Below are 14,337 nucleotides of genomic sequence, written 5' to 3'. Positions count from 1 at the left end.
AAGCCATAAGGCTAACAAGAATTAATTCAGACGGGTGATGCGCAACCAGTTCAGGTTCCAGCCACCGTTGTTAACGTAAATACCAAAGCGATGCGTGCCGGCATTGAGGGTCACCTGATGCGAGATGGTGGTCCAGTTCTGCCAGCCACCGGTAGACGGAATGGTGAGGCTGCCATAAGACGGTGAGCCGCCCGCTTCTTCAAAGATTAATTGACCTCCACCGGTCGGACTGGCTACCCGATACTCAATACGATACAGGCCGGTTTGTGCGACATTGATGGTGTGATTGGTGTAAGACAACCAATCTCCCGCATCAAGCCAGCCTACATTGGCACCGCCGCCAGTATCGCTGGTCATTTCTGTCTGCACACCGCTCATGACCGCAAAGTCTTCGGCCTGAATGGTAGTTGCACCTGCGCTGCTGCTCGATGAGGAAGAGCTGCTGCTGGCGGCGCTTTCGATGCGAAGCCAATTGACGTTGAAACCGCCGCTTCTGGCGCTCAGTGCAATGCGCTGCGTTCCTGCCGACAGTTGCACCACATGTGAAATGGTTTGCCAGTTTTGCCAGCCTCCTGTCGAGGCAATCGCAATGTCACCAAATGTCGGTGTGCCGCCGGCCTGTTCGAGTCCTATCACACCACCCCCATTCAAACTGGCAACACGATAGCTCACCCGATAACTGCCAGTGGCCGGCACAGTAACGGCGTAGGTCATCCAATCACCATTATCGATGTAACCCACATTCTGCCCACCATTGGTATCACTGGTGTTTTCCAGCTGAATGCCCGACATCTCACAGAAGTTTTCCGCCTGGATCGTCGCTGGCACTGCCTGACTGTTACAGGTGGGCGGTGTGGGACCCTGCCAGTTCTGAATGATCGATTTGCTCAGAGCGCCGGAAGCGGTGAGTTGTGAGCTGACCCATCCGCCAGTACCGCTGGCGCCCGGCACCAACGCCGATGCGCCTTCCGCTTTGTCGTTGATCGACCAGTTCGCATGGCTGATATGGTTATTGCGCAAAAACTCCATCCAGGCATTGGTTTCGCTCAAGGCCACACCGCCGTCGCCATTGGCATTGACGGAGCCCCACTCGGTCACGAACAACGCAATACCGCTATTCAGGGCGGACTGCGCTTTGTCACGTAGGTATTGCCCATGAGTACCGGCGTAAAAGTGCAAGGTATAGGCGATGTTATTGCCGTTGATACGGTCGTTGGCCGCCTGGTCTACATCCTGCGACCAGGTGGGTGTACCGACGATAATCAGGTTGTCTGGGTCCACGGCGCGAATGGCATTGATCACGGCAGTGGCGTACGGCTTGATCACACCACTCCAGGAAACCTGCAACGGCTCGTTATAGACTTCATAGATCACGTGATTGTGATGGCCATAGGTTTGTGCCATCTCACGAAAAAAGGCGACGGCCTGATCGCGATACTGTTCCGCATGATGGGAATGCCAGTCGATGATGACGTACATATCATTGGCAATAGCCGCGTCTACCACTGCGCGAACCTTGGCTTTGTTACCCACCGGATCTTCGATATAACCACCGGGATCTTCCACACCCATGGCGGCCCGGACAAGTCGCGAATTCCAGTCATTCTTCAGCCAACTGACAGCACTGGCGTTGTAATACTTTTCGCCGCCCCAGCCGTTGTTACTCCAGAAGAGGCTATTACCAGCGAGACTGCCCGGCTGGCCGCCGATCAGGATGCGATTGCCCTCGACCGATAAGGGCTGCACATCGGCATAGGTTGGCGTTGCGATAAAAAACAGAACAGCGGTGAAGAGGGCAGAAACGAGCGTCAACGAACGGCAAAAAAGAGTTGGAACGCTGACCGATACGTTTGTGATGACGTTTTTATTCATATTGTGATTACCTGTTGTGATGACCTAAAAGGCTTGAGATAACACTCACACCGCCTTTGAATTATCAGAGGTTAGCGGCGCGGACCTGCACAGCCACCCTTCGGTTTTTTATAACAGCATCTGAGTGGGTGTGGCTGCTGGAACCAGTATTCCGACCCCCGCAATTGCCGCCACCTACTTTCAGCACAAGCAGAAAATGGGAATGTATTAATTCATGCATGACTGGATTTGGTCAGCTTTCCAAGCCCATATCGCCAATAATGCAGCGCATCGTTGACACAGGTAGAATGATCGTTCTACCATGCGACCCATGAATGCAGCTTCTACTAATCCGACTATCGAACACTTGCTGGCAGTGACTGAATCGCTCGTCTATAGCGGCGGTATTTGTGCCACCGGCATGGATTTAATTGTCACGACCTCAGGCGTATCACGAAAAACCATCTACAAACACTTCGGTAGCAAAGACGGGTTGATCGCCGAGGCCCTGCGGCGCCGGGATGAGCGATGGATGAAGTGGTTCAGTGAAAACACGCAGCAGGTTTCCGAACCCAAAGAGCGGTTGCTGCACATGTTCACAGTAATGAGCCAATGGTTTCTGACACCGGGCTTTCGCGGCTGTGCCTTTATCAATGCGGCGGGGGAGATTGGCGATCCAGACGACCCCATTCGCCAGGTTGCCCGTGAGCACAAGTTGAAACTGTTGCAGTTCGTCGAGCAACTGGTGCAGGGCTACACCCCAAAAAATGTCCGTGAGCTGGCGGAACAATTACTGATATTAATTGACGGCGCCATCACCCTGGCGCTGGTCGTGGGCGACACCCAGTCGGCGGTGCGTGCAAGCCAGATAGCTCGAACACTGCTTGAGAAATAATGGTTTTATAAATGCGTTGAGGAGAATGCTATGTCCGTTACCGAAACTCGCCCACCTTTGCCTCCCTTTACTCGCGAGAGTGCTATTGAAAAAATCCGCTTGGCGGAAGATGGTTGGAATAGTCGCGATGCAGAGCGAGTGGCCAAGGCATACAGCCTGGATACCCGCTGGCGCAATCGCGCGGAGTTTGTCAGCAATCGCGAAGAAGCACGTCAGTTTCTGGAGCGCAAATGGCGCAAGGAACTGGACTATCGTTTGATCAAAGAGTTGTGGGCATTTACCGATAATCGGATTGCGGTGCGTTATGCCTATGAATGGCATGATGATTCAGGTAACTGGTTTCGCTCTTATGGGAACGAGAATTGGGAGTTCAATGAGGAAGGGTTGATGACGAATCGTTTTTCATCGATCAATGATCTGCCGATTGCAGAGTCGGAGCGCAAGTTTCATTGGCCGCTGGGAAGGCGTCCTGATGAGCATCCAGGGTTGTCGGAATTGGGATTGTAGAATCAGTAGATGGATTGGCGCTTCGAAGACGTTTGCTTTCAGGGCCAGGTTTTGAAAACGCATGCTACGTCCTTGTAGCTCCCTGACCCCTTGGGAATGTTTGTGGGGGTCAGGTGACAGAAGTCTGCTGTTTACGGGGGTTACCAGTTAGTCAATGGGTGTGAGTTCAGTGAATAAATCCTTACCCAATCATATTGTGTCTTCATGGGGTATACATTACCCGCCTTATTACCACCAAATACATTCTGAATGCCGTCGTTAGGAATCCAGAAATTCATCATCAGTTCGGTTAAATCATTGGGGACGGGGGTGTACATGACTTGCGGCGCAACACACGAGGGGTTGCAGTCCAGCCAATCCTGATTGAGTGTTTTTACCAGCGTGCCATCGACAAACCACTTAATGCCAGTTGGCGTCCACTCGATGGCGTACACGCGCCATTGATCAGCAGGGGCGATGTCAATCTTATGCTCCCAAGCGCCCCATTGGCGGGTGCCATTCCAGTCGGCGACATTCACACCATAAATCAGGTTGGCCTGGAATTTATCGGGGCGGCCGCCCTCAAGCTCAACATCAATCTCTTCCCACTCGCGGGGTGAGCCTTCATGCTTGTAAGTAAAGAGTGAGGAGACATAACCCGTAGCAACCGTTCTGGAAGGCGCCTTCATGCGGGTTTCTATACGGCCGTATTTGATGCGCTTACTGGTCACGGTGCGTAATTCACCGCAAGAGTAGTTGTAAGGGGCTTTCTCTGCCTGGTGGTCGTAAGAATAGCTGCCAGGCACATACTCGTTACGCACAACCAGTTCCAGATTGCCGTTAACCACTTGCACGCCCTGAGGCTGGAAGCGGCATATGGATTCGTTACCAACGGCACCATCGCCTTTTTTCCAGATAGCGGCATTGAAATAATCAAAACGCTCATCCAATTTCAAGGTGTAGCCAGGGTAAACGCCGGTGTAACCACTGTATGCCGTGGGTAAATTAGAGTTGGCTGCCACTTCAATCCAGTTAAAGTTCCAATTCGATGATTTTGAAAAAACGCCAAGGTTGTAGGTGCCCGCATTGAGGGTCACAGTTTTGGTGACCGTCGTCCACTGAGTCCAATTGCCCGCAGCAGGTATCACCATATCGCCCAACTGAATGGCTCCGCCGTTCAGGTCAACTGATGCCGTTGCCCCAGTGGGGCTGACGACACGCATTTTGATGGTGTAGCTGCCATTAGAAGGAATCACTAGATTGGGATAAACCAACCATTCATTTGTATCAATCCAGCCAACGTTGTAAGTGCCACCGGCAGGGTCGTTGGTATATTCAATATCGACATTATCGGAGCGATATTGACCGCCCGCGTTGCCTGTCGTTGTGTCGTAGTAATAACTGTAATCTTCCGCTTGAAATACAACGGCGTAGGATTGCAAAGCAAATAGCCCTGCAAACCCTGAGACAAAAAGCTGATGCCAAAACCGTTTGGTAAAGGATGAGAATATGTTGAGCATAATTATTATCCTGTCTGATGTAGTAGTGATCTTCTCAGGCTCATGAACCGCAGCCCTCGAAACAGGCCACGTAACATCATCATAGGTTGATTTTGACGAACACATCGTCGCACTTTTCTTCCTTTTGGAAACTGGGACTAAGTGTTTTGGCTTGAAATGGCTAACTAGTGGTGAGATTCGTTATAAGAGGGCGGTTTCGGCTATAAAAATAGTGTTTTAGTGCGAGGGCTATTTCACTTTTCAACATCGGTACGCTTTTTGCGATAGAGCCCCCAAAGGCCCTTAACCGTCAAGAATCCGTACACTATGGCATTTCCTTCTCTCACTCAACTGCGTAACACCGACCGTAAAGCGGCATGGGGTCAATTGCGTGGGTTGGGGCGTGGCAGCTTGGGTGTTCCTATCCTGCTGCTGATGTTGCTGGCCATGATCATCCTGCCCATGCCGGCCTTCCTGCTGGATTCTTTCTTCACTTTCAACATCGCGCTGTCCATTGTCGTGTTGATGGTGACCATCTATGCCTTGCGCCCGCTGGATTTTGCGGCGTTTCCCACGATTTTGCTGGTGGCGACCTTGTTGCGTCTGTCATTGAACGTGGCATCTACCCGGGTGATTCTGTTGAAGGGGCAGGAGGGTGGTGATGCGGCGGGGAAGGTGATTCAGGCGTTTGGCGAGGTAGTGATCGGCGGTAATTACGCCGTGGGTATTGTGGTGTTCCTGATCCTGATGATCATCAACTTTGTGGTGGTGACCAAGGGCGCCGGGCGGATTTCCGAGGTGAGTGCACGGTTTACCCTGGATGCGATGCCCGGTAAGCAGATGGCGATTGACGCGGATTTGAATGCGGGCCTGATTGATCAGGATGAGGCGCGCACGCGCCGTAAGGACGTCGCGTCAGAGGCGGATTTTTATGGCGCAATGGACGGTGCGAGCAAGTTTGTGCGCGGTGATGCCATCGCGGGTATTTTGATCATGGTGATCACCATCATCGGTGGTTTGGCAATCGGCATGATTCAGCATGATCTGGAGTTCAGCCGGGCGATGGAGATTTATGTGCTGCTGACCATTGGTGATGGTCTGGTGGCTCAAATTCCGTCGCTGTTGTTATCGGTTGCGGCGGCAATTCTGGTTACCCGCGTTAACACCGCCGAAGACATGGGCGCACAGATTACCGGCCAGATGTTCGCGTCACCCAAGGCGTTGGCCATCGCCGCCGCGATCCTGTTTTTGATGGGGTCTATCCCCGGTATGCCGCACATTGCCTTTATGGGGTTAGGGTTGCTGGCGGGGGGCTTGGCGTATTTCATCCATTGGAAGCGCCAGCAACCGACACCGGTAGAAGATAACGCTTTTATTCCCTCCGGCGCCCGTTTGGCCGGGGATGCTGGTAAAGCGCCAGCGACTGGCGGTGCGGCTCCGGCATCGGCACCGCGTCCGGTGGCCTCTCTGCCATCCTCGGCAGAACCGGCAGAAGTAGGTTGGGACGATGTACAGCCGGTGGATGTAATCGGCCTCGAAGTCGGCTATCGCCTGATTCCCATGGTGGATAAAAACCAGGGTGGCGAGTTGCTGGGCCGTATTAAAGGTGTCCGCAAAAAGCTCTCCCAGGAGATGGGTTTCCTGATTCCTACCGTCCATATCCGCGACAACCTGGACCTCTTGCCCAATGGCTACCGCATCAGTTTGATGGGCGTGGCAGTGGCGGAATCCGAGGTCTATCCCGACCGCGATCTGGCGATCAATCCCGGCCAGGTATTTGGCACCCTCGACGGTATCAAAACCAAAGATCCGGCCTTTGGTCTGGAAGCGGTATGGATCAGCGCCGGCCAGAAAGAGCAGGCCCAGACGCTGGGTTACACCGTGGTGGATGCCAGCACGGTGGTGGCGACACACCTCAATCAAATCCTGCAACAACACACTCATGAATTGCTCGGCCACGAAGATGTTCAAAAATTGCTGGACATGCTGGCCAAATCGTCGCCCAAGTTGGTGGAGGAGCTGGTACCCAACACCATCAGCCTGAACGTGCTGCTCAAGGTTCTGCAAAACCTGCTGCGCGAGCGCGTACCGATTCGCGACATCCGTTCCATCGCCGAAGCCTTGGCGGCGGGTGCGGGCAAGAGTCAAGATCCCGCCGCTTTGACGGCCCTGGCGCGCGTGGCACTCGCCCGTCAAATTGTGCAAAACATCGTGGGAGCCGAGCAAAACATACCCGTTGTCACGCTGGAGCCCGCTTTGGAACAGTTATTGCTGAGTACCGTTCAGCAGGCACAAAAAGCCGGCGCCGATGACAGTGCGTTTATCGAGCCGGGGCTGGCAGATCGCTTACAACAGTCGCTGGTAAAAGCAGCGCAGAAGCAGGAAATGGCAGGCAAACCGCTGGTGTTACTGGTTGCTGCGCCCTTGCGGATGATGTTGTCGCGCTTTGTTCGCCATAGTGTGCCGGATATGCGGGTTCTGGCTTACACCGAGATTCCCGACAACAAGCAAATCACCATCGACGCCACCGTCGGTGCTGACAAAAGGTAAGTATTAACGCTCGTTGCGAGCGAGGAGAAGAGTTATGCAAGTCAAACGTTTCGTTGCTGCTGATATGCGCCGTGCGTTAGAGCTGGTCCGCCAGGCCATGGGCCCGGATGCCATTATTCTCTCCAGTAACCGCACCGCTGAGGGCGTGGAAATCCTGACGACCCTGGCCGACGATAGCGGATTGCAACAATTGCAGCAGCCGGCGGCACCCAGCCGCATGGCGCAACAAGAACCCTCACCGGCAATAGCCGAAGATGTCCTTGGTGCGTTTAAAAGTCTCAGCAGCACAGCGCGCGGCCCGGCGTCCGGCAAGACTGGCAAAGAGCTGGCCGATGAAATCGAGCGTGCGCGTCTGCGTATGCTGGCCAGCCGTAATGTCGAAGAATCTGCAAAAGAATTTCTGACCGCCAAACAACCCAAGGTGAATGCAGCCATTCCCCGGCGTGCGCCGGAGGCATCTGCTGTGAATGAAGCGCCTGTGCCAGGCAAACCACGCATGACGGCAGCTGAGCGTTATCCGCTGATTGATGACGAGCCTGTTTATAAAGAGTCTGTCTATAAAGAATCTGTCCATAAAGAGCCTGTGCCCGCCCGCGCACCGAAACTCCAGTCCAATGAGTTATTCACCAAACCTGAGCCGGCGATTAACCAGGAGCAGATCCAACTCTCTGAGTTACAGGCCGAACTGGCCGATATGCGGTTTTTATTGGAACAACAACTGGATCGCATCACTGGTGGAACGCCTGCGCCTCAGGGGTCGCCGGTGTTATCCAGCATTGGTCGTCGGCTGGAGCGCATTGGTTTACCTGCCGAAGCGATTGCCAAGGTGCTGAGTACCTGTAAGCCAACCCGTAAATTAGCTGATGCCTGGTCTGATGCCTTGGCCACTCTGGCTCATCAGATGCCGGTGCTCGGCAAAGACATTGTGGAGCAGGGCGGTGTATTTGCTTTTGTCGGCCCGACCGGGGTGGGCAAGACCACCACCATCGGCAAACTCGCTGCCCGTTATGTTTTGCAACACGGCGCGGATAAAGTCGCACTGGTTACTACCGATACCTACCGCATTGCTGCCCATGATCAACTGCGCTCATTCGGCCGTATCCTGCGGGTGCCCGTGAAAGTGGTGGACGAAAACAATACTCTGGAGCAAGTGCTTCATAGCCTGCGCCATTATTCGCTGGTGCTTATTGATACCGCTGGTTTCCGTCATGGTGACCCGCATTTGAAGGCGCAATTGAAATTATTGGCCGCACAGCCCCAGGTTAAAAGTTATCTGGTGTTGTCCACCAACAGTCAGCAGCAAATGCTCAAGGCGTCTATCCACGCTTACGGCGCGGTCGGTCTGAAAGGTTGCGTGCTGACCAAGCTGGATGAAACTGCAAGTATGGGCGAGGCCTTGGGTGTAATTATGCAGAGCCGCTTACCGGTGGCCTATACTACCGATGGTCAGGATATTCCTCGTGATATCCAGGTCGCTCGCGGGCATCAACTGGTGTCAAAAGCCGCGTCAATGCTGCGTCAGCAGGTGGGCCAAAGAGCGATCCGTCATTAAAAGCCAGTGGCTTTGTGAAAATAAGTAATTAATGCGCCAGATTGAATATTAGTAACTATACTGATGGTCACCTTTACTAATGGCCACCCGTCAAAACAGAGATAGAAGCCTGGAGTTAGTCGACCCATGAGTCAAATGCGACCCGTACAAGTCATCGCGGTATCCGGCGGAAAGGGCGGGGTTGGCAAGAGCAACATTTCTGTCAATCTGGGTATCGCCTTGGCTGAACTGCGTCGCCGGGTCGTCTTGCTAGACGCAGATTTGGGGTTGGCCAACGTCGATGTGCTACTCGGCTTGAAAGCCACCCATACATTGGCCGATGTACTGGCCGGTACTCACAGCCTGCGCGATGTCCTGGTCAGCGGCCCGCATGGGCTCAAGATCGTACCGGCATCATCGGGCGTGCAACATATGGCATCGCTCAGTCCGCGCGAGCACGCGGGATTAATCAACGCCTTTAACGAATTAAGTGATCAGGTGGATGTGTTGGTGATTGATACAGCCGCCGGTATTTCCGATACGGTGGTCAGTTTCGTGCGCGCCGCCAATGAAGTCATCATCGTTGTGTGCGACGAACCTTCCTCTATTACTGATGCCTACGCGCTGATCAAACTGCTGAACAAAGAATATGACATGCAACGCTTCCGGGTCGTCGCTAATATGACGCGCACACCCCAGGAAGGCCAACACATGTTTACCAAACTCAATACGGTGTGCGAAAAATTTCTCGATGTGACCTTGCAGTATCTCGGGAATGTTCCTTTTGATGAAAACGTACGCAAGGCGGTGCAGAAACAAAAAGCCCTGCTGGAATTTGCCCCGACCAGCAAAGCCGCGCTCGCCATTCGCAGCCTGGCCAAAGCGGTGGATCAATGGCCCTTGCCCAGTGCACCTACGGGCAGGCTTGAATTTTTTGTTGAACGTTTGCTGCTTGCTGCCAATGCCCGCAGTGCTTAATCCCGCGATGGGCAGTGATCGAAGGTAATCAGTATGGCCGCAGTCGATGGATTAGCCATGTACGATAAAACGAAGCAACACGCTAATCAGATTTGTGTTGAAGATTATGCGCCCCTGGTCAAGCGAATTGCCTATCACATGATGGTGCGCATGCCGGCCTGTGTGCAGGTTGATGATTTAATTCAGGCGGGCATGATCGGTTTGCTGGAAGCCGCACAAAAATATGATGCGTCGCGCGGTGCGAGTTTTGAAACCTATGCCGGCATCCGAATTCGCGGTGCCATCGTCGATGAGATGCGTCGCGGTGATTGGGCGCCGCGCTCGGTTCACCGCAATTCACGCCTTATTGCCCAAGCTATTCGCACGGTAGAAGCGCGTACCGGTCGCGATGCACGGGACACCGAAGTGGCGGGTGAACTGGGTATTCCTGTCGAAGAGTATTTCGCCATGCTGCAAGACTCCAGTTGCAGCCGCCTGTTCAGCTACGAAGAAACCTTTGGCGAAGAAGACAGCAACATTGATGCGAGTGAATCCAGTAGTGCTTTCGCCAGTCCCCTCGAAGGTATTCAGCGCGATGCGCTAAAGCGCTCGTTGGCGCAGGCGATAACGCAACTGCCTGAGCGCGAACGTCTGGTGTTGGCGCTGTATTACGATGAAGAATTGAATCTGAAAGAAATCGGGCAGGTGTTGGGCGTGAGTGAATCGCGTATCAGCCAGATCCACAGCCAAGCTGCTTTACGCCTGCGCGCGCGCATGGCGGAGTGGCGCAGCAGTGATTGACCGACCGGTGTTTTGCCGGTACTTTGGCGCGCCGTTGTAACGGGGTCGTTGGAGTCATCAATTCGGCTAACAGAAAACCTGTGAAAAACTGGCTACTGCAATAACAGCGACTAGACTAAAAGTAAATGAAATTCCCGCCATGGGTAGACGGAGGTTGCATTGGATAAGAACATGAAAATCCTGATAGTCGATGATTTTTCGACCATGCGACGGATTATCAAAAATCTGCTCAGAGATCTGGGGTTTTCCAACACCCATGAAGCTGATGATGGGGTGACTGCGCTGCCGATGTTGCGGAGTGGCGATTTCGATTTTCTGGTCACCGACTGGAATATGCCCGGTATGACCGGTATCGATTTGCTGCGTGCTGTGCGCGCGGATGAAAAACTGTCTGCGCTGCCGGTATTGATGGTGACGGCCGAGGCCAAACGCGACCAGATCATTGAAGCTGCCCAGGCGGGCGTCAATGGTTATGTGGTCAAACCATTCACTGCCCAGGCACTGAAAGAAAAAATAGAAAAGATCTTCGAGCGTGTCGGGTAATTGACACAACGCAACAGGATTCGAATGACAATGCGAAATAGACAATAAGGCGTTGTAATGGCATCAGAACTTCAGCTGCACCAAAACGAAGAATTCATTTCTGAGTTGAAAGAGTGCGCGAAATTATTGACCGAAAAATTGCAAGGTGATCAATTTGAAGATGCCTCGCAGTTAATCCACGCCATGCTTGAGTCCCGGGACCGACATATTTTTCAATCCGTCGGTCATTTAACCCGCGCATTGCACAATGCAATTGTGAATTTTCATGTGGACGCCGATCTGACGAAAGAGCCGCCGAAGGTGGAATCCTCAGAGATTCGCGATGCCTCTAATCGCCTGAATTACGTTATCGAACTGACCCAGAAAGCGGCCGAAAAAACCATGGATATGGTCGATGAAGCGGCGCCGATTGCGATGAACCTCGGTCAGGAAGCCAGCGTGTTACGCGATCAATGGGCGCGGCTCAAACGACGTGAAATGTCACCGGATGAGTTTCGCACGCTCTATGGCCGGATGGATGATTTCCTGGCGCAGATGGCTATTGGTACCGAGCAATTGGGGCGTAATCTGCAAGAAATTATTCTGGAACAGGGTTTTCAGGATCTTACCGGGCAAGTGCTAAAACGTGTGATCGGTTTGATCAATGAAGTAGAACAGGATCTGGTCAGCCTGGTGCGGATTGCCGGGCAAGTCGAAGAAATTACAGGTTTGGCCGCCGGTGCCGATAACACTGCCCAAGAAGCCTTGATTCAAAAACGTAAAACAGAAGCCGAGGGGCCGCAAATTAATCCGACGCGTGCGGATGTGGTTTCCGGGCAAGATGAAGTTGATGACTTGTTGTCGAGTCTGGGTTTTTAACTTGGGGTACGCAACTCAAGTTGCAGAGGGTTGATGAATGAGTTTTGGTGACGACGAGGACATTCTTCAGGACTTCCTGGTGGAAGCCGGCGAGATTTTAGAGCGCCTCTCGCAACAATTGGTCGACCTGGAACAACGCCCGGACGATAACAATCTATTGAACGCGATCTTTCGCGGTTTTCATACCGTCAAAGGCGGCGCGGGCTTTTTGCAATTAACGCCCATGGTGGATTGCTGCCATGTGACTGAAAATCTTTTCGATATTTTGCGCAACGGCAAACGCAGTGTTACGCCTGAATTGATGGACGTAGTATTGCAGGCGCTGGATGCCGTAAACCAGCAATTCGAATTGGTCTCCCAACGTGAACCCTTGCCCCCGGTCGATCCTGCTTTGATAGCGGCGTTGGAACGTCTGGTATCCTGCCGCGATCTCGCCGAAGCCGATGCACCTGCCGACACGCCTCCTGTTGAGCCCACTGAAACCGACGCGGCTGCACAGGGCGATATTACCGACGAAGAATTTGAAGAATTGCTTAATGCGATTGCCGATGATAACCCCACAGCTAAAACGACAGCGACAGGCACAACTGACGATATCAGTGAAGACGAATTTGAAGCGCTGCTCGACCAGTTACACGGTAAGGGTAAAGGACCGGCCGGTAACAATCAGCCGGCGGCGGTAACCAAACCCGCTACGGTATCATCAAACAATGATGATATTACCGATGATGAATTTGAGGCGTTGCTGGATCAATTGCACGGTAAAGGCAAAGGGCCGGCAGGTGGCAAAGCAGATGCTCCCGCGAACGCGGCACCGACAAACGGCAACACCGCCGCAAAAAAAACCACCGACACAGCACCGGTCGTTTCTGCCACGACAGACAATTCCGATCTGATTTCTGAAGATGAATTTGAGGCGCTGCTCGATCAGTTGCATGGCAAGGGCAAGGCACCCACAGCGCCGGTAGCCAAAACGCCCACGCCCCCCCCTGCGTCGACAAAAGCAACGCCGGCAAGCAACACCACCAAACCGGCAGCGGCACCAAAATCTGAACCGGCTAAAACAGCAAAACCAGCAGCTGTCGCACCAGTGGCAGAAAAAGAATTTGCCGGTACGCCGCCCGCAGTTGAGACCACCGTGCGGGTCGATACCCAGCGTTTGGACGACATCATGAATATGGTGGGTGAATTGGTGCTGGTGCGTAACCGTTTGGTACGCCTGGGTACCGGTTCACAAGATGAAGCCCTGGTCAAAGCCGTTGCCAACCTCGATGTGGTAACCGCCGATTTACAAACATCCGTGATGAAAACCCGGATGCAGCCGATCAAAAAAGTATTCGGCCGTTTTCCGCGTGTGGTACGCGACTTGGCGCGTAGTCTTAAAAAAGAAATCAATCTGGATTTGGTCGGTGAAGAAACCGATCTCGATAAAAACCTTGTGGAAGCGCTTGCTGATCCACTGGTGCATTTGGTGCGCAACTCAGTCGATCACGGTATTGAGTTGCCGGAGATCCGCGAAGCCAGCGGCAAACCGCGTGTGGGCAAGATTGTGTTATCGGCGGAACAGGAAGGCGATCATATCTTGCTGTCGATTACTGACGACGGCGCTGGTATGGACCCCGCGAAATTGCGCAGGATTGCCGTAGAACGAGGCATGTTTGATGAAGACACTGCAAATCGTTTATCGGATACCGAAGCGTTTAATCTGATCTTTGCGCCCGGCTTCTCCACCAAAAAAGAAATTTCTGATGTGTCCGGTCGCGGTGTGGGTATGGACGTGGTGAAAACCAAGATTGCCCAATTAAATGGCTCTGTCGAAATTCAGTCGACGATAGGCAAGGGCACACGTCTGATTATCAAGGTGCCACTGACCCTGGCGATTATGCCGACGTTGATGATTATGTTGGGCCAACAAACCTTTGCCTTGCCGCTGGCCAGTGTAAATGAAATCTTTCACATGGATTTGCGGAAAAGCCATGTGGTGGATGGGCAGGAGTGTATCGCCATTCGCGATCAGGCAATTCCCCTGTTCCACTTGAAACAGTGGTTGGTAAAAGGTACGGAAAGTGTTCGTGTTCAGGCCGAAGCCCATGTGGTGATCGTCAGCGTTGGTACGCGCCGTGTCGGCTTTGTGGTTGATCAACTCATCGGCCAGGAAGAAGTGGTTATCAAGCCGCTGGGTAAAATGTTGCAGGGTACGCCCGGCATGGCCGGCGCTACGATTACCGGCGACGGCACCATTGCCCTGATCCTCGATGTGCCCGGTTTGTTGCGCCGCTATGCACGCGGTACCCATTCCTGGGGACATAATTAAATCCACACATCATCAACTTTTATTGAATGCAACGGATGCTGTTACACAGTAT

At 53.1% G+C, this 14,337-nt stretch carries 11 protein-coding genes; 9 read left to right on the top strand and 2 right to left on the bottom strand.

Annotated features, from left to right (window positions below; all coding sequences use genetic code 11):
• Positions 1-21: 21 nt before the first annotated feature.
• A complete protein-coding gene (locus CBR65_RS04990) occupies positions 22-1,872 on the bottom strand; it encodes a cellulase family glycosylhydrolase (RefSeq protein ID WP_087465834.1) in 1,851 nt (616 codons plus the stop codon).
• A 301-nt stretch (positions 1,873-2,173) separates the two neighbouring features.
• Between CBR65_RS04990 and CBR65_RS04985 the strand changes: the two genes are divergently transcribed.
• Positions 2,174-2,746 (top strand): TetR/AcrR family transcriptional regulator, encoded by a 573-nt coding sequence (locus tag CBR65_RS04985; RefSeq protein ID WP_198300876.1) that lies wholly within the window; start codon positions 2,174-2,176, stop codon positions 2,744-2,746.
• Between the two features lie 30 nt (positions 2,747-2,776).
• Positions 2,777-3,253: a nuclear transport factor 2 family protein gene (locus CBR65_RS04980; RefSeq protein WP_087465832.1), complete on the top strand. Its 477-nt coding sequence runs from the start codon at positions 2,777-2,779 to the stop codon at positions 3,251-3,253.
• A gap of 140 nt (positions 3,254-3,393) precedes the next feature.
• On the opposite strand, the gene CBR65_RS04975 is transcribed toward CBR65_RS04980, so the two are convergent.
• Positions 3,394-4,752: a family 16 glycosylhydrolase gene (locus CBR65_RS04975; protein WP_087465831.1), complete on the bottom strand. Its 1,359-nt coding sequence runs from the start codon at positions 4,750-4,752 to the stop codon at positions 3,394-3,396.
• A gap of 306 nt (positions 4,753-5,058) precedes the next feature.
• On the opposite strand from CBR65_RS04975, the gene flhA reads away from it, so the two are divergent.
• The 7 genes from flhA (at position 5,059) to CBR65_RS04940 (ending at position 14,285) form a co-directional block, all read left to right on the top strand.
• Positions 5,059-7,281: a flagellar biosynthesis protein FlhA gene (gene flhA, locus CBR65_RS04970; RefSeq protein ID WP_087465830.1), complete on the top strand. Its 2,223-nt coding sequence runs from the start codon at positions 5,059-5,061 to the stop codon at positions 7,279-7,281.
• Between the two features lie 34 nt (positions 7,282-7,315).
• On the top strand, positions 7,316-8,833 hold the full coding sequence (gene flhF, locus CBR65_RS04965; RefSeq protein ID WP_087465829.1) for a flagellar biosynthesis protein FlhF: 1,518 nt from the start codon (positions 7,316-7,318) through the stop codon (positions 8,831-8,833).
• 126 nt (positions 8,834-8,959) lie between these two features.
• Positions 8,960-9,790 (top strand): MinD/ParA family protein, encoded by an 831-nt coding sequence (locus CBR65_RS04960; protein ID WP_087465828.1) that lies wholly within the window; start codon positions 8,960-8,962, stop codon positions 9,788-9,790.
• Positions 9,791-9,847: 57 nt separating this feature from the next.
• Positions 9,848-10,570, top strand: a complete 723-nt coding sequence (locus tag CBR65_RS04955) for an RNA polymerase sigma factor FliA (protein WP_304441695.1) — start codon at positions 9,848-9,850, stop codon at positions 10,568-10,570.
• 159 nt (positions 10,571-10,729) lie between these two features.
• Positions 10,730-11,113: a chemotaxis response regulator CheY gene (gene cheY / locus CBR65_RS04950; RefSeq protein WP_087465826.1), complete on the top strand. Its 384-nt coding sequence runs from the start codon at positions 10,730-10,732 to the stop codon at positions 11,111-11,113.
• Positions 11,114-11,170: 57 nt separating this feature from the next.
• Complete coding sequence (locus CBR65_RS04945) at positions 11,171-11,971, top strand: protein phosphatase CheZ (RefSeq protein WP_087465825.1); 801 nt, start codon at positions 11,171-11,173, stop codon at positions 11,969-11,971.
• A 37-nt stretch (positions 11,972-12,008) separates the two neighbouring features.
• Positions 12,009-14,285, top strand: coding sequence for a chemotaxis protein CheA (locus CBR65_RS04940; protein WP_087465824.1), 2,277 nt, complete (start codon positions 12,009-12,011; stop codon positions 14,283-14,285).
• Positions 14,286-14,337 lie beyond the last annotated feature (52 nt).

The sequence above is a fragment of the Cellvibrio sp. PSBB006 genome, assembly GCF_002162135.1.
GTDB lineage: Bacteria > Pseudomonadota > Gammaproteobacteria > Pseudomonadales > Cellvibrionaceae > Cellvibrio.
The sequence above is the reverse complement of the archived record's forward strand: the minus strand, read 5'-3'. Positions and strand labels throughout refer to the sequence as shown.